Below are 15,186 nucleotides of genomic sequence, written 5' to 3' on the forward strand. Positions count from 1 at the left end.
CGGGGTCTTCGTTGGACGCTTCGGCCGGGCTTCCCGGAGGGGCTGGCTGGTCTCATCGGTGATGACGCACCCCTTCTCCCTCCGCAGGTTGCGAGCGAGGGTGCCGCTCGCACTCCTGCTCGCCCTTGTGGTGATCGTGGACACGCTTCCCGCCGGGATGACCTACGTGGCCGGCTCGGCCGACCCCGAGCCCGCCGTCACCGCCAACGGGAGCGGGCAGCAGGTCCTCACCTGGACCCTGAACGGGGTGACCACCAACGAGCAGCACTCGCTGACCTACCAGGGCGTGATCACCGGCTCCGCCAAATCGGGCACCCGGTTGTCCAACTCCGCGACCGCCTCCGTCAACGGCCAGAGCGCCGGCCCGGTGTCCGCCGCGGTGATGGTGCCGGCCACCGGTCTGACGACGATCGGGAAGAGCCCGGATTCGGCGTTCATCCCGAACGTGAAGGGCGACGGCAAGGGCTCGGGCTCGTGGACGGTCACGCTGCGGTCGTACGACCCGGCGCCGCAGGCGTTCACGGACACGATCGACATCCTGCCGTACCAGGGGGACGGGCGCGGGACGTCGTACTCGGGCTCGTACAGGCTGGAGTCGGTGACGCCGGAGGCGGGCGCGAAGGTGTACTACACCACTGCCGCCACCGGATCGCTCTCCGACGACCCGGGCGATCCGACGAACGGCAAGGCCGGCGACGTCACGGGCAACAGCGTGGGGTGGACGGAGACGTTCACCCCGGGCGCGACGGCCGTGCGCGTGATCGGGCCCGTGCTGGCTCCGGGCGCACGCCAGCAGTTCAAGGTCGCCGTGGCCACGGACGGCGCGGTGGGCGGGGACACACTCGTCAACCGGGCCCAGGCCCGGGACGGACACACCGAACTGGTGATGCGCACGTCCGCGCCGATCACGGTGGCGAACTACTACTCGGCCTCCCTGAAGAAGTCCGTGCAGGGCAACGACGGCCAGTGGCACGACGCCAACGAGGCGGCGGACTACCCGGTCTTCCGGTACGGCGACACGGTGAAGTACCGGATCTCGGTCACCAACACCGGCCAGGGCACGCTGACCAACGTGCAGGTCTCGGACGACAGGTTCCCACAGCTCGGCGCGTTCACGGTCGCCTCGCTGGCCCCGGGAGCGAGCGAGTCGCACGAGTACAGCACGGTGCTGGACACCTCGGTGTCGGGCACATTCGTCAACACCGCCTCCGCGACGGCGGACACCCCGCCGGACTCGGGCATCCGGCCGACCATCCCGTCGGACCCGGCCGGGATCGAGGTCGCCAACTATGCGGTGACCAAGGTCGCCGACCCCGCCTCCGGCCGGAGCGTCGCCCCCGGCGACAAGGTCACCTACACGGTGAAGGTGAAGCAGCAGGGTTCGGCCCCCGCCCAGGCCTCGTTCTCGGACGACCTGGCAAAGGTGCTGGACGACGCCACCTACAACGACGACATCAGCGCCTCCATCGGTACCGCGGCCGTGACCGGCGGCGTGCTGACGTGGAACGGCACCGTCCCGGTCGGCGACGAGGCGACGATCACCTACTCGGTGACCGTCAAGGCCGGCGGAGACGCCCACCTCGTCAACACCGTCCTGTCACCCGGCTGCGCGATGGCCGATGACGGCAGCACCCCGGGCTGCACCACCCAGCACGCGGTGGGGTGGTACACCTTCAGCAAGGTCGCCGACCCGAAGTCGGGCTCCACCCTGCAGATCGGCGACAACGTCACCTACACCGTCACCGTGACCCAGCAGGGCACCGGGGAGGTCAAGGGCGCCACCATCACCGACGACCTGTCCGAGGTCCTCGACGACGCCGCCTACAACGGCGACGCCAGGGCCACCACTGGCACGGCCGAAGTGAAGGACGGCAAGCTCGTCTGGACCGGAGACCTCCCCGTCGGCGACACCGCCACCATCACGTACTCCGTGACCGTGAACGGCGGTGGCGACGGCCGGCTGCACAACGTCGTCGCCACCTCCGACGGCCGGCGCGGCACTTGCGAGACGGAGAAGGGCTGCGAGACCGACCACACGGTGTCCGCACAGGCCACGCCCCCGCCGTCCACCGACAACCCGGCTCCTGGTAGCCCCGACCCCGCCCCGAAACCGTCCGGTGTCCTTGCCTTCACCGGCACCACCGTGCTCACCGCGGCCGCCATCGGCGGCACGCTGCTGATCCTCGGCGGACTCGCCCTCGCCCTCAGCAGGCGCCAACGTCGCATCGGCTGAGGGCCCTGACCACCCGATCCGGCCGGTGACCGGCGCCCGCCGGATTCCACGGAGCCCATCTGTGGAGTCCGGCGGGCGCCGTATGTTCGCCGGCGTTGGCGGAGGGCTCCACTCAGGCACCGGCCGGGCCGGCCGGAGCCGACGGTGCGCGGTCTCGGTCCTGGTCTTGTTCACTCCCGTCCAGCCCGGTTCGGCCACCGCCCGATGGCGCGCTCCGCCGCAGGTCAGGGCGGGTGTGAACACCGGCGGACGGCGCTGAGGCGAATTGGAGAGCGTGTTGGGGTCCTCGGCCGGTCGATTCAGCCCACGCCGATCCCGTTGGTCTGGGAGAGGGGGAAGCAGCTGGGGGTCTGCGCGGTCAGTGAGATCTCCAGGCTTCCGACGGTGCTCGGGTGGAGCGCGCCCTCGGGAGCGATGTTGAGCAGCAGCAGGCTTTCGCCGGGCGGGATGGCGGCGGGGTGCAGGATCGCGATGCGGCCGTTGTCGGGAGCCAACGACATCACCGAATCCAGCCGGCTGCTGTCGGTGGCCACCGGGGTGTGGCAGGAGGCCGAGGGCGTCATGACCAGCGCGGGCACGCCCACCGAGCGCAGGGCGCTCTGGAGACCGGACCACTCGGTGCCGATCAGCTGGAAGGAAACGGTGCCGTCCTGGTTGGGGGTCACCGTGTAGGAGGCGGTGCTGAGCTGCACCGCGGCCGAGCCACCACCGGCCGCCGGGGAGGCGGTGGGGCCGGCCTGCGGCTTGGCTGCCACGCCGGTGGCGCCGGTGTGCGGCATCAGGACGACCGCCGTGGCCGCGGCGGCCAGGCCGAAGCCGGTCGCCACCAGCCTGCGGGTGTGGCGCGGCCGGGCCCGGACCGCGGTGTCTGTAGCGGACAGGTTCGCGGCACGGGTGGCGAGTTCGGCGCCGAGCTGCTGCTGGAAGTGCAGGGGCGTGGTCACGAGGCGGCCTCCAGAAGAGCGTTCACGGACGGGCTGGTGGTGCTGGTCTGCGGAGCAACCTTCTGCAGCGCCTTGCGGGCCCGGTGCAGCCGCACCCGGGCGGTGGCCGCGCTGATGCCCAGCACCTTGGCTGCCTCACGGACGGCCAGCCCGTCGACGGCCACCAGATCCAGCACCGCGCGCAGCGGCTCGGACAGGGCGGCGTGCTGAACAGCGAGGCCGCGAGCCTCGCGGGCCGCGTCGATGCGTCCCTCGATCGCGGACACGTCCTGATCGTCCAGCATCCGCTGACCGGCGATCCTGGCCACCGCGTTGAGCTCGCGGGCACTGCCGCGGAAGTGCGCGGCCAGGACGTTGCGGGAGATCCCGTACAGCCAGGCGACGGGCGCGCCGCGGCGGGCATCGTAACTGTCGGCCTGTTCCAGCGCCGCCAGGAAGATGTCGGCCGTCAGGTCGGCTGCGAGGTGCACGCTGTCGGTGCGCCGGGCGACGAAGCCGAGCACGGTGTCGAACTGCTGACGGTAGAACACGGCGAACGCCGCCGGGTCGCGCGAGGGTGGTGCTATCGGGTGCTCCGCTGACACGGATGACTCCTTGGGACGACGAGCACTGCCTTACACCTCTACTTGGCTCCGGCGTTCGAAGGCGTTACACGCGGCCCGTCCAGCTACTTGCCGCCGCAGCGTTCGGGAGAATGGGAAGGCGTGTTGGGGGCAACCCCTCATGAGTTCGAATCTCGCGCCGTCCGCCTTCGCCTGCCAGGGCGAACGAAAGGCCCCGGCCGATTCGCCGGCCCGGGCCTTCGTCGTTCATCCCCCGGCCCTACGGCATGAAGACGGTGAGTGCCAGCGAGCTCCGCAGCAACCTGGCCGCCGCGCTCGATGCCGTCGGGAGTGATGCCGAAGAGCTCGTCATCACGCGCGCCCGCCACGAGCCGCTGCTCGTCGTCCCGCCGGCCGAATACGCCTCGCTCCGCGAGACGGACTACCTGCTGCGCTCCCCGGCCCGGCCTCGGTCACCCCCGTCCGGCCGGGTGGGGGGCCGGGCAGAGGTGGGAGCGGATGTGGGGGCGGATGTGCGGATGTGGGGGCGGATGTGGGGGTGGGTCAGAGGTTGAACATGCCTCGGTACGGTTCGGCGATGCGCTCCTGCCGTGATCCGAAGTCGACCAGTACCGCGGTGTCGCCTTCGACGGCGATGACCCGGCCGAGGCCGTAGGCGTCGTGGGTGACGCGGTCGCCGAGGGCGAAGTGCTTGGGCGGCGCTTCGGCCTTGGGCTTGAAGGGGCTGGTGGGCAGGTGCCGGCGGACTGCTTCAGATTTTCTCATCCAGGCCAGTATGCGCCGCGGAACGCGGGAGCGGTCCTTTTGGACGGCCCGAATTCCGGATGTCCGAAATGCCGGGCGCGTCGAGCGGCACGCCACGGGGCGCGGGCTCGGCGGAGTGCCGCAGGTCGGCTGCCGCGGCGGCCGCCGCGCGCTCGGATCCGCCCCGACCGGCGGTGATCGTGGCGTGCCGGGTGGGACAGGCCCGCCGGCGCCGGGCGCAACTTCCGCTGGAACCGGGAGAGAAGCATCCCCCCGTTGCGGGCTTGAGGCTGCTACAGTCGAAGGAGTTGCAGTAGTGGTTCCCATGAACTTTGTGTGCGCCTGCTGATGTATCGCAGGCGCATTTCTGTTTTCCGGATATTCCGGGCGGGTTCTCATCGCGGTGACTCGGCGCCCGTATCGTGCGGGTTCCGAAAAGTCCCTTGAAGGAGATTTTTTACATGGCTAATGGCACCGTGAAGTGGTTCAACGCGGAAAAGGGCTTCGGCTTCATCGAGCAGGAGGGTGGCGGCCCGGACGTGTTCGCCCACTACTCGAACATCAACGCCAGCGGCTTCCGCGAGCTGCTCGAGGGCCAGAAGGTCGAGTTCGACGTCACGCAGGGCCAGAAGGGCCCGCAGGCCGAGAACATTCGCCCGCTGTAGTTCCCACTGCCACGGCAACCGCCTGGCAGCGAGGGGCCCGCGCCGCGCACATGGTGCCCGGTCGCGGGCCCCTCGGCTTTGCGACACCGCGCGCTCCGGGCTGTTCCGGCCCGAGTCGCCTCCGGTTCACCGGCCGCCTTCCCGCGCGAACGCACCGCGCCACGTCCGGATCGGCATCATGCCTCGGCGGTCCACGGCCCAGGGTTCTCCGCTCCCGCTTCCCGGTGAGCGCCGACCGTACGTCACCTGCCGCCCCCGAGAAGGGTCTCCCCGCATGAACCGTTCCAGCCGTCCGCCGCGCCGTCACGCCGGTTCCCGGTCCGCGTCGAGCGGCGCGGAACCCGCCTCCCGGCGGGAGTTCGCGGTGCCGGTGAGTACCGTGCCGGCCCTGCCCGCCGTCGGCTCCTTCGAGGAGCTGGACCTGCCGAGGGAACTGCTGACGATCCTGGCGCGGAGGGGCGTCACCACCCCTTTCCCGATCCAGGCCGCGACGCTGCCGAACTCGCTGGCCGGCCGTGACGTACTGGGACGGGGTCGCACCGGCTCCGGCAAGACGCTCGCGTTCGGTCTCGCCGTCCTCGCCCGTACCGCCGGGCAGCAGGCCGAGCCGCGGTGCCCGGTCGCGCTGGTCCTGGTCCCCACCCGTGAGCTCGCCCAGCAGGTCACCGAGGCGCTCACCCCGTACGCCCACGCGGCGCGGCTGCGCATGGCCACCGTGGTCGGTGGGGTACCGGTGCGCCGGCAGGCGCAGGTGCTGAACCGTGGTGCGGAGATCGTGGTGGCCACGCCGGGCCGGTTGGGGGATCTGATCGAGCGCAGGCTCTGCCGGCTGGACCGGGTCGCCGTCACCGTCCTCGACGAGGCCGACCAGATGACCGACATGGGCTTCCTGCCCGAGGTCACCGCGCTCCTCGAACAGGTCGCCGAGGGCGGGCAGACGATGCTGTTCTCCGCCACCCTGGACCGCAATGTCGACAGCCTGGTGCGGCGCTTCCTGAAGGACCCGGTCACGCACTCGGTGGATCCGTCCGCGGGAGCGGTCAGCACGATGGAGCACCACGTGCTGCACGTGCAGCACACCGACAAGAACGCCACGATCGCCCACATCGCCTCCCGCGACGGCAGGGTGATCATGTTCATCGACACCAAGAGCGACGCGGACCGCCTGGTCGAGACCCTGCTGGCGAAGGGTGTGAAGGCCGCGGCCCTGCACGGCGGCAAGTCCCAACCGCAGCGCACCCGCACCCTGGAGCAGTTCCGCACCGGTCAGGTGGCCGCGCTCGTCGCGACCGACGTCGCCGCCCGGGGCATCCACATCGACGGCCTCGACCTGGTCGTCAATCTGGACCCGCCCGCGGACCACAAGGACTATCTGCACCGCGGCGGACGTACCGCCCGGGCCGGCGAGTCCGGCACCGTCGTCACCCTGGTTCTCCCCAACCAGCGCCGCAGGGCGGCCCGGATGATGGCCACGGCCGGTATCACCCCCGTCACCACCGACGTCCGGGCCGGCGGCGAGGAGCTCACCCGGATCACCGGTGCCCGCGTCCCCACCGGCGTGCCCGTCACGATCCCCGACCCCGTCGTCGAGCGGCCCCGCCACAACCGGCCCACCGGCCGGAACCGCTACGGCCGCCCCGCCGCCACCGCCCGCACCCGGGCGAACTCCGACGGCTCGGGCGGTACCGCGTCCCGGCGCCACGGTCGGTAGCCGCGAACGACCGCACCCGCCACCACCGGGAACCGCCGCACCGCGGTCCCGGTCCTGGTTCCGGTTCCGGTCCCGGTTCCGTTCACGCCGACGAACGGGGGCGCGGAGTTCGCTGCGGAGCGGGCGCGGCCGGGGCCAGGGTCGTGAGGAGGCGGAGGGCGTCTGCGGTGGGGGTGTTGGGGGCGGCGGAGAGGATGAGGAGTTCGAGGCCGGATTCGTCGGGGAGGGCGAAGTTCTCCTGGTGGAGTTCGAGGGGACCGACCAGGGGGTGGTGGTAGGCCTTGCGTCCGTGGGTGCGGGCGCGGACGTCGGCGCGGGCCCAGAGGCGGCGGAAGCGGTCGCTGCCCATGGCGAGTTCACCGATGAGGGAGGCCAGGCGGGGGTCGCCGGGGTATTGGCCGGCGGCGAGGCGGAGGTGCCCGACGACGTCGAGGGTGCAGTTCTCCCAGTCCGCGTAGAGGCCGCGTGCGGCTTCGTCGAGGAAGATGTGGCGGGCGGTGTTCAGGCCCGGTGCGGGGTGGCCGAGGAGGAGTTCGGCGAGGCGGTTGGTGGCGAGGACGTCCAGCCGGTGGTTGATGATCAGCGCGGGTGCGTCGGGGACCAGGTCGAGGACGCGGAGCAGTTCGGGGCGGATCCGGGTGGCGGGGGTCCTGGTGGTCCGGCGGCGTTGGCAGGCGAGGCGGTGGAGGTGTTCGCGTTCGGTCGCGTCGAGGTCGAGGACGCGGGCGAGCGCGTCGAGCACCTGCTCGGAGGGCTGGGTGGCACGGCCCTGTTCGAGGCGCACGTAGTAGTCGACGCTGACGCCGGACAGGTGGGCGACCTCTTCGCGGCGGAGTCCTTCGACCCGGCGGCGGTTGTCGACGGGGATGCCGGCGGTGGCCGGGTCGACCCGGGAGCGCCGGGTCCGCAGGAAGCCCGCGAGATCGTCCATGGTGCCGAGTATGGCTGCGGGTGGGGGTGTTGAGGGTGGCCCTGGCAGTACCAGGAAGTCCGGTCCGACGGACAGGGAGCCCCTGAACGCCGGACGGCGCGGCGGCCAGGATCGGAGGCAGTCGATCCGAGGGAGTTCTGCTGTGAAGACGCTGATCGTTCATGCCCATCCGGAGCCGAAGTCGCTGAACGGTTCGCTGAAGGACCTCGCGGTGTCCACGTTGGAGGGCGCCGGGCACGAGGTGCGGGTGAGCGACCTGTACGCGATGAACTGGAAGGCGGTGGTGGACGCCGCGGACTACGGCCCGGCGGCATCGAGTCCGTTGAAGGTCGCGGCGGATTCGGGGCGGGCGTTCGAGACGGGGGAGCTCTCGCCGGATGTCCGGGCCGAGCAGGAGAAGCTGCTGTGGGCGGACACGATCGTCTTCCAGTTCCCGCTGTGGTGGTACTCGATGCCGGCCATCCTCAAGGGCTGGGTGGACCGGGTGTTCACCTACCGATTCGCGTACGGGGTCGGCGAGCACAGCGCCACCAAGTACGGCGAGCGGTACGGCGAAGGCACCCTCGCGGGCCGGCGGGCCCTGCTGTCGGTGACGGTCGGCGGCCCGGAGTCGCACTATGCGGCGCGTGGGATCAACGGCCCGATCGACGATCTGCTGTTCCCGTTCCAGCACGGCGTCCTCTACTACCCGGGCGTGGAGGTGCTGCCGCCGTTCGTGCTGTACGGCGCCGACCGGATGCCCGACGAGGACTTCCCGGCCGTCGCCGAGGCGTGGAAGCAGCGCCTGCTCACGCTGGAGTCGACCGAGCCGATCGCGTTCCGCCGACAGAACTTCGGCGACTACGAGATCCCGTCATTGCGCCTGAAGGAGGGGTTGGAGCCCGCGGGCCGCACGGGGTTCGGCCTGCACGTACGCGGCTGAGCGGGGGCGGCGGCCCGGGGAGCGTCTTGATCTCAAGCGGGCTTGAAGTTCTAGCCTCGGTGGTGCGCGGCCGGGTCGGCCGCGACAGGCAGCGCGACCCGGGGAGTCACGGCCATGGGCATCAGCACGGAGGCGTTCGCCGCTCTGGAGCGGCAGGTTCGGGTTCTGGCCGATCGGGCCGAGATCACCGGGCTCATCGACGGCTATCTGATCAGTCTCGACACGGTGCCCCGGAACGGCGGCCGGTTCGACGACGCGTGGGCGCGGCGGTACTTCACGTCCGATGTGCGGATCAGCACACCGGTCGGGGAGCACCGGGGGATCGCGGGGCTGGCCGAGGCCGAGCAGGTGACGCTCGGAAAGTTCGAGCGGACTCAGCATGTGGGGGCCAACTACATGATCGAGCTGGACGGGGACCGGGCCGCGGTCCGGTGGAACGCGATCATGACGCACGTCCATCTCGCCGCGACCCAGCAGGCGCGCGGCGAGGAACCCGGCGGCCACTTCGACGTCGGCGGCACGTTCACCGGCGAGGCGGTGCGGACCTCGGAGGGCTGGCGACTGCGCCGTCTTGAGGTGCAGGCGGTGTGGACGACCGGGCGGGGGCCGCTCGCCCTGACGCCGAAGGCCGAGGCGACGCTCCGCGACCTTGCCGGCGGCGCGTAGCGGCCACCCGGCGAAAGCCGGCCGAGCGGCACGAGCCCGATCGGCGGCGCGAGCGCAGTCGGCGGCGCGAACCCGCGCGGCGGCGCGAGCGCAGTCGGCGGCGCGAACCCGCTCGGCGGCACGAGCCCGGTCGAAAGCGCGAAGCCGGTCGGACGCGCGAACCCGCTCGGCGACGCGAACCCGGTCGGCGGCATGAACCCGGTCAGCGGCACGAGCCCGCTCGGCAGCACGAGCCCGCTCAGCGGCACGAGCGCAGTCGGCGGCACGAGCCCGGTCAGCGGCACGAGCGCAGTCGGTGGCGCGAGCCAGGTCAGCGGCTGCGGTAGCGCCCCGGCGTGGTGCCGAACTCCCGTAGGAACGCGTGGGAGAGGGCGTACGGCGTGCCGTAGCCGACCTGGCGGGCGATGGCGGCGAGCGGGTCGGGGGTGTCCCGGAGTCGGGCGGCGGCCAGGGTGAGGCGCCACCAGGTGAGGTAGGCCATCGGCGGGCGGCCGACCAGGGTGGTGAAACGGCGGGCCAGGGTGGCGCGGGAGACGCCGACCTCGGCGGCCAGCCGGTCGTTGGTCCACGGGGCGGCCGGGTCGGTGTGCAGGGCGCGGACCGCGGCCGCCGCCACGGGGTCCTCCAGGACCGCCGGCCAGGTGCCCGCCGCGGCCTCGGCGAGCCGGGCGCGGACCATGTAGACGAGCAGCAGGTCGAGCAGGCTCGGGACGGCGATGCCGGAGCCGGGGCGGCGGCCGGTCAGCTCGCGTCCCAACAGGTCGATGGCGGCGCGCAGTTCGGGGTGCTGGCCGACCCGATTGGGCAGGTGTACGACGTCCGGCAGTTCGGCGAGCAGCGGGTGCGCCCGGCTGTGGTCGAGGCGGTACTTGCCGCAGAGCAGCTCGACCTCGCCGGGCCCCGGCGTCCCTGCCCGTGCCGGTGTCCGCGGCTGCGGCCGGGCCAGCTCCGTCTCGGTGAACTGCTCGAACGGGACGGCGTGTTGGGCCGCGTCCGGGTCGGCCTCGGCGTCCGCGAGGATGTGGCCGGCGCCGTGCGGCAGCAGCGCCGCGTCGCCGGCGGCGAGCGTCAGTGCGGTGCCGTCCGTTTCGATCAGTCGGCAGCCGCCTTCCAGGACGACGTGGAATCCGGCGCCGTCGTAGGGGGCGAAGCGGGCGCACCAACTCCCGTCGACCCGGATGCGGTTGGAGGAGGGGCGTCCGGTCCGGACGGCCGAGATCGCGTCGCTGACCACGTCCATGGCGGGAGTGTATCGATGCGCTCGGAGATGAGCTGATTGCGTATGCGAATGAGGTGTTGGGGCATTGAGAGGATCAAGGCCTTCCTCGTAGCGTCGAGCGCATGAACACCGACCGCACGAACGCCGACCGTACGAACGCCGACCGCACGGACGCCGACCGCACGCGGAGCGTCATGCTCGGAGATGTCGAGGTCCTCCGGGCCGTCGAGTGGCAGGGCCCGTTCCTGCCGGGCCATCAGTTGGTCCCGGGGGGCGGGGCCGAGCTGTGGGAGGGGAACGCCGACTGGCTCGCGCCGCACCACTGGCAGCCGGAGAGCGGCCTGACGGTGCTCGTGCTGCAGACCTGGGTGATCCGCAGCGCGGGCCGAACTGTCCTGGTGGACACCGGAGTCGGCAATGGGCGGGAGCGGCCCGAGTCGCCGGCGTTCCATCACCGGCAGGGCGACTTCCTCGGCCCGCTGGCCGCGGTCGGCGTCCGCCCGGAGGAGGTGGACGTCGTGATCAACACGCATCTCCATGCCGACCATGTCGGCTGGAACACCATGGAGGTCGACGGGGAGTGGGTGCCGACCTTCCCGAACGCGCAGTACCTGCTGCCGGCCGCGGACGACTTCCACTTCGGTCCCGGGAGCGGGTACCGCGGCGGGCCGGAGGGGCGGCTGATCCACCAGGACAGCATCGCCCCGGTCGACCGGAGCGGGCAGTTGGTGCGGTGGGAGGGCACGCACCGGATCGACGAGCACCTGGTGCTGGAGTCCGCGCCCGGCCACACGCCGGGTTCCTCCGTGTTGCGGGTGGAGTCCGGGGGCGATCGGGCCGTGTTCGTCGGCGACCTGTTGCACAGCCCGGTGCAGGTGCTCGCGCCGTCGTGCAGCAGTTGCTTCTGCGCGGACCCTGCGCAGGCGGCGACGAGCCGTCGGCGGATCCTCGAACGGGCGGCGGACCGGCACGAGTTGGTGGTGCCCTCGCACTTCGCCGGGGCCGGTGCGCTGGAGGTCCGGCGGGAGCCGGGCGGCGGGTTCGGCATCGAGCGGTGGGCGGCCGCGTTCGCCTGACCGCCTCGCGCCCGGGGGTGGAGAAATCTCTACTCCGCAGACGCCAGGGAATGCCAGTGTGCCGGTCGGCCGCCGTTCCTAGCGTTGGTCAGGTGTTCGCGCGAGGTGCGTGACCTGGCGGGTGGAGGGGTGCGGTGCAGGTGCAGGGGGACGGGCAGCACGCTGTTCGGCTGGAAGCGGTGGGGAAGGTCTACGGCCGGGGCGACGGGGAGGTGGTGGCGCTCCGCGGTCTGAGTCTGGCGTTCGGGGCGGGGAGTTTCACGGCGGTGATGGGGCCGTCGGGGTCGGGGAAGAGCACGTTCCTGCACTGCGCCGCGGGCCTGGTGAAGCCGAGTTCGGGGCGGGTGCTGGTCGGGGGGAGCGACCTCGCGGGGCTGGACGAGGTGCGTTTGACGAAGCTGCGGCGGGACCGGATCGGGTTCGTGTTCCAGTCGTTCAATCTGCTTCCGGCGCTGACGGTGCTGCAGAACATCGAGTTGCCGCTCCGGTTGGCGGGCCGGCGGCCGAACCGCAGGCAGCTGCTGGCGGTGGCCGAGCGGGTCGGGCTGTCGGGGCGGCTCGACCATCTGCCGGGACAGCTCTCGGGCGGGCAGCAGCAGCGGGTGGCGGTCGCGCGGACGCTGGTGACCGGGCCGGCGGTGGTGTTCGCGGACGAGCCGACGGGGGCGCTGGACACCCGGACGGCGGCGGCGGTGCTCGGGCTGCTGCGCGAGTCGGTGGATGTCGGCGGGCAGACCCTGGTGATGGTCACCCACGACCCGGTGGCCGCCTCGTACGCGGACCGGGTGGTGTTCCTCGCGGACGGCCGGTTCGCCGGCGAGCTGCACCGGCCGTCCGCCGGGGCGGTGGCGGCGCGGATGACCCGGCTCGGGGCGTGGGACGACGAGGACGCGGCGCTGTCGGGGGGTGCCCGGTGATGTGGGTGCTGGCGCTGCGCACGTTGAAGTTCCGCAAGGGCGGGTTCGTCGCGGCCTTCGTGGCGATGTTCCTGGGCGCCGCGATCGTGATGGCGTGCGGCGGCCTGCTGGAGACCGGCGTCCGGATGGCGGCCCCGCCGCACCGCCTGGCGGGGGTGCCGATCGTGGTGACCGGTCCGCTGACGTACGGCTCGGAGGCGCTCAGCGAGCGTCGGCGCATCGGTCCGGACGTGGTCGAGGCGGTGAGGGCCGTCCCGGGTGTCGGCGACGTGATCGCCGACCTGTCCGTCCCGGCGGCGCTGACCGGCCCGGACGGGAGCGTGAACTCGGCGACGGAGGGCCACAATTGGGCCGCTGCCGCGCTGACCCCGTACGCGCTGACCGCGGGTGCGGCGCCGGGCGGCGGGCAGGTGGTGCTGGACGCCCGGCTGGCGGCCGGGGCGCGGGTCGGGGTCGGCGCCGAGGTGCGGGTGGTGGTGCGGGGCGTGACCCGGACGTTCACGGTCTCGGGCCTGGCCCGGCCCGACACTGCGGCGACGGTCCGGCCGGGCCTGTTCTTCGCCGACGCCGAGGCGCCGCAACTGGCCGGTTCCGACGGGGCGTTCGACTCGCTCGGGGTTCGGCCGTCGACGCCCGCCGAAGGCCTGGCGGACGCGGTGCGGGAGGCGGTCGACGGCCGGGCAACGGTGCTCACGGGTGAGCGGCGCGGGCTGGCCGAGCTGCCGGGGGCGCTGGCGGGCGGCGAGACGGTGACCGTTCTGGCGGCGGTCTTCGGCAGTTGGGCGGTGCTGATCGTGATGTTCGGGGTGGCGTCCACGCTCGGGCTGTCGCTCCAGCAGCGGGCCCGCGAGATGGCGCTGCTGCGGGCGGTCGGCGCCACTTCCCGGCAGCTGCGACGGATGGTCGTCGGCGAGACCGCGGTGCTGGCGGTGCTGGCCACCGTGCCGGCCGTCGGCCTCGGGCTGGTGGTCGGCCGGCTGCTGTTCGGGCAGTTGGCCCGCCACGGCGTGGTGTCCGAGGGGATCGCCTTCCGGCAGGGCTGGATCCCGGTCTCGGTCGGCGCGTTCGCGGCGGTCGCGGCCGCCGTCGGCGCGGCGCTGTTCGCGGGTCGCCGGGCGGCGCGGACCGAGCCGGTCGCGGCGCTGGCGCAGAGCGCGGTGCAGACCCGTTGGCTGACCACGGCCCGGCTGCTGCTGGCGCTGTTCTTCCTGGTCAGCGGTGTGACGCTGGCGGTGGTGACGGCGACGGCGATGGCCGACGGCCCGACCTTGGCGAGTACGGCGGGGCCGGCCTCGGTGCTGTTCGCGATCGGTCTGGCGCTGCTCGCCCCGGGCCTCACCCGGGCGCTGGTGCGCGCGGTCGGCCGGCCCGTCCGGGCGCTGTCCAGGCTGTCCGGGTACCTGGCGGTGCGCAACGCGACCACCCAGCATGTCCGGACGGCGGGCGCGGTGGCGCCGATCGTGCTGCTGGTCGGGATCGCCACCGGCACCCTGTACATGCAGTCCACCGAGGACGCGGTCTCCGCCCGCAGCCGGGCGGACAGCGTGCCGGCGGACTTCGCGCTGGACTCCTCGACGGGCGGCTTCGCACCGGGCGTGCTCGACGCGGTGCGGGCGCTGCCGGGGGTGGCCGGGGCGTCCGAACTGGTCGGCTCCAGCGGCTTCGTGGACGGCGCGGACGGGAGTGTGGAGCTGCGCGGCGTCTCGGCCGACGGCGTCCGGCAGACCCTCGCGCCGGCCGGGCTGCGCGGGTCGATCGGCGAGCTGCGGGGCAACGCGGTGGCCCTGTCGGAACGGCAGGCGGCGAGTTTCGGCGTGCGGATCGGGGACACCCTGCGGATGCGCTTCGGCGACGGCGTCGCGGCCGGGCCGAAGGTGGTGGCGACGTACGTCGGGAGTCCGCAGGAGGAGTACCTGCTGCTGCCCGCCGACGTGCTGGCCCCGCACACCACCGTCGGCCTGCCGACCCGGATCCTCATCCGCGCGGACGCCGGTGCGGACCTCGCCGGGCTGCGCTCCCGGCTGGCCGGGTCGGCGCCCGGTGCGGTGGTCGTCGGGCATCCGGCGTCGGCCGGTGCGGACGGGCAGATCCAGCAGATCCTGGTGTCGTCGAACTACACCGTCGTCGCGATGATCGTCGGCTATGCGGCGATCACCGTGGTCAACTCCCTGGTGGCGGTGACCCGCAGGCGGCAGGGCGAGTTCGGCCTCCAGCGGCTGACCGGCGCCACCAGGGCGCAGGTGCTGGGGATGCTGGGCGTCGAGGGCGTGCTGGTCTCGGCGGTCGCGACGGTGCTGGGCACGGTCGCGGCGGCGACCACGATCGTCCCGTACAGCCTGGTGAAGGCCCATTCGGTGCTGCCGCAGGGCCCGGTCGGTCTCTACCCGGCGATCGTCGGCGGCGCGCTCGTCCTGGTCCTCGGCGCGACGCTGGTGCCGTCCTGGCGGGGCATGCGGACGCCGCCGGTCGAAACGGCGAGGTCGGACGGTTGACCAACTCTGCCTCACATGGCCGTTCTTGACGGCGTGACACTTCCGCGAAAGACCCGCTAGCCTGGCCGGGAGGTGCGTCCTGTACGTACTGTCGCCGGACGGG

The 15,186-nt window shown here is 72.6% G+C and carries 14 protein-coding genes; 9 read left to right on the forward strand and 5 right to left on the reverse strand.

The window, feature by feature from the left end; all coding sequences use genetic code 11:
- The first annotated feature begins 100 nt into the window (after positions 1-100).
- Positions 101-2,233: a hypothetical protein gene (locus tag ACIQF6_RS07725; protein WP_400891356.1), complete on the forward strand. Its 2,133-nt coding sequence runs from the start codon at positions 101-103 to the stop codon at positions 2,231-2,233.
- Between the two features lie 299 nt (positions 2,234-2,532).
- Here ACIQF6_RS07725 and ACIQF6_RS07730 read toward each other — a convergent pair whose 3' ends face one another.
- Together ACIQF6_RS07730 and ACIQF6_RS07735 are read right to left on the reverse strand one after the other, a co-directional pair.
- Positions 2,533-3,177: a hypothetical protein gene (locus tag ACIQF6_RS07730; RefSeq protein ID WP_400891359.1), complete on the reverse strand. Its 645-nt coding sequence runs from the start codon at positions 3,175-3,177 to the stop codon at positions 2,533-2,535.
- A complete protein-coding gene (locus ACIQF6_RS07735; RefSeq protein ID WP_400891362.1) occupies positions 3,174-3,761 on the reverse strand; it encodes an RNA polymerase sigma factor in 588 nt (195 codons plus the stop codon). The genes ACIQF6_RS07730 and ACIQF6_RS07735 overlap by 4 nt, the downstream gene beginning before the upstream one ends.
- Before the next feature lie 245 nt (positions 3,762-4,006).
- On the opposite strand from ACIQF6_RS07735, the gene ACIQF6_RS07740 reads away from it, so the two are divergent.
- A complete protein-coding gene (locus ACIQF6_RS07740; protein ID WP_400891364.1) occupies positions 4,007-4,294 on the forward strand; it encodes a type II toxin-antitoxin system Phd/YefM family antitoxin in 288 nt (95 codons plus the stop codon).
- On the opposite strand, the gene ACIQF6_RS07745 is transcribed toward ACIQF6_RS07740, so the two are convergent.
- Positions 4,284-4,505, reverse strand: coding sequence for a hypothetical protein (locus ACIQF6_RS07745; protein WP_400891366.1), 222 nt, complete (start codon positions 4,503-4,505; stop codon positions 4,284-4,286). The two genes, ACIQF6_RS07740 and ACIQF6_RS07745, sit on opposite strands and share 11 nt — an antisense overlap.
- A 440-nt stretch (positions 4,506-4,945) precedes the next feature.
- Here ACIQF6_RS07745 and ACIQF6_RS07750 point away from each other — a divergent pair, with 440 nt between their 5' ends.
- Both ACIQF6_RS07750 and ACIQF6_RS07755 read left to right on the forward strand, forming a co-directional pair.
- Complete coding sequence (locus ACIQF6_RS07750) at positions 4,946-5,149, forward strand: cold-shock protein (protein WP_030916923.1); 204 nt, start codon at positions 4,946-4,948, stop codon at positions 5,147-5,149.
- 274 nt (positions 5,150-5,423) lie between these two features.
- Entirely contained in the window at positions 5,424-6,860 is a 1,437-nt protein-coding gene (locus ACIQF6_RS07755) for a DEAD/DEAH box helicase (protein ID WP_400891368.1), read from the forward strand.
- Positions 6,861-6,942: 82 nt separating this feature from the next.
- Here the strand turns inward: ACIQF6_RS07755 and ACIQF6_RS07760 are convergent, their stop codons facing one another.
- Entirely contained in the window at positions 6,943-7,791 is an 849-nt protein-coding gene (locus ACIQF6_RS07760; RefSeq protein WP_400891371.1) for a helix-turn-helix transcriptional regulator, read from the reverse strand.
- A 142-nt stretch (positions 7,792-7,933) separates the two neighbouring features.
- On the opposite strand from ACIQF6_RS07760, the gene ACIQF6_RS07765 reads away from it, so the two are divergent.
- Together ACIQF6_RS07765 and ACIQF6_RS07770 are read left to right on the forward strand one after the other, a co-directional pair.
- Positions 7,934-8,713 carry an NAD(P)H-dependent oxidoreductase gene (locus tag ACIQF6_RS07765; RefSeq protein ID WP_400891374.1) on the forward strand — a complete coding sequence of 260 codons (780 nt, stop codon included), beginning with the start codon at positions 7,934-7,936 and terminating at the stop codon, positions 8,711-8,713.
- 114 nt (positions 8,714-8,827) lie between these two features.
- On the forward strand, positions 8,828-9,379 hold the full coding sequence (locus ACIQF6_RS07770) for a nuclear transport factor 2 family protein (RefSeq protein ID WP_400891377.1): 552 nt from the start codon (positions 8,828-8,830) through the stop codon (positions 9,377-9,379).
- Positions 9,380-9,689: 310 nt separating this feature from the next.
- Here the strand turns inward: ACIQF6_RS07770 and ACIQF6_RS07775 are convergent, their stop codons facing one another.
- Positions 9,690-10,619: an AraC family transcriptional regulator gene (locus tag ACIQF6_RS07775; protein ID WP_400891379.1), complete on the reverse strand. Its 930-nt coding sequence runs from the start codon at positions 10,617-10,619 to the stop codon at positions 9,690-9,692.
- 101 nt (positions 10,620-10,720) lie between these two features.
- On the opposite strand from ACIQF6_RS07775, the gene ACIQF6_RS07780 reads away from it, so the two are divergent.
- The 3 genes from ACIQF6_RS07780 (at position 10,721) to ACIQF6_RS07790 (ending at position 15,083) form a co-directional block, all read left to right on the forward strand.
- The gene (locus ACIQF6_RS07780) at positions 10,721-11,674 is read left to right on the forward strand and encodes an MBL fold metallo-hydrolase (protein ID WP_400891381.1); all 954 of its coding nucleotides are present in this window, start codon (positions 10,721-10,723) and stop codon (positions 11,672-11,674) included.
- A 134-nt stretch (positions 11,675-11,808) separates the two neighbouring features.
- Entirely contained in the window at positions 11,809-12,591 is a 783-nt protein-coding gene (locus tag ACIQF6_RS07785; RefSeq protein WP_400891384.1) for an ABC transporter ATP-binding protein, read from the forward strand.
- Positions 12,591-15,083: an FtsX-like permease family protein gene (locus ACIQF6_RS07790; protein ID WP_400891386.1), complete on the forward strand. Its 2,493-nt coding sequence runs from the start codon at positions 12,591-12,593 to the stop codon at positions 15,081-15,083. Before ACIQF6_RS07785 ends, ACIQF6_RS07790 begins: the two co-directional genes overlap by 1 nt.
- Positions 15,084-15,186: the final 103 nt, after the last annotated feature.

Source organism: Kitasatospora sp. NPDC092948, from assembly GCF_044754805.1.
Classification (GTDB): Bacteria; Actinomycetota; Actinomycetes; order Streptomycetales; family Streptomycetaceae; genus Kitasatospora.

Excerpts from the sequence above, each read along its gene's own strand:
- ACIQF6_RS07775 (WP_400891379.1), bottom strand. The coding sequence starts at position 10,619 with ATGGACGTGGTCAGCGACGCGATCTCGGCCGTCCGGACCGGACGCCCC.
- ACIQF6_RS07770 (WP_400891377.1), top strand. The coding sequence starts at position 8,828 with ATGGGCATCAGCACGGAGGCGTTCGCCGCTCTGGAGCGGCAGGTTCGG.
- ACIQF6_RS07750 (WP_030916923.1), top strand. The coding sequence starts at position 4,946 with ATGGCTAATGGCACCGTGAAGTGGTTCAACGCGGAAAAGGGCTTCGGC.
- ACIQF6_RS07760 (WP_400891371.1), bottom strand. The coding sequence starts at position 7,791 with ATGGACGATCTCGCGGGCTTCCTGCGGACCCGGCGCTCCCGGGTCGAC.
- ACIQF6_RS07745 (WP_400891366.1), bottom strand. The coding sequence starts at position 4,505 with ATGAGAAAATCTGAAGCAGTCCGCCGGCACCTGCCCACCAGCCCCTTC.
- ACIQF6_RS07790 (WP_400891386.1), top strand. The coding sequence starts at position 12,591 with ATGTGGGTGCTGGCGCTGCGCACGTTGAAGTTCCGCAAGGGCGGGTTC.
- ACIQF6_RS07740 (WP_400891364.1), top strand. The coding sequence starts at position 4,007 with ATGAAGACGGTGAGTGCCAGCGAGCTCCGCAGCAACCTGGCCGCCGCG.
- ACIQF6_RS07780 (WP_400891381.1), top strand. The coding sequence starts at position 10,721 with ATGAACACCGACCGCACGAACGCCGACCGTACGAACGCCGACCGCACG.
- ACIQF6_RS07755 (WP_400891368.1), top strand. The coding sequence starts at position 5,424 with ATGAACCGTTCCAGCCGTCCGCCGCGCCGTCACGCCGGTTCCCGGTCC.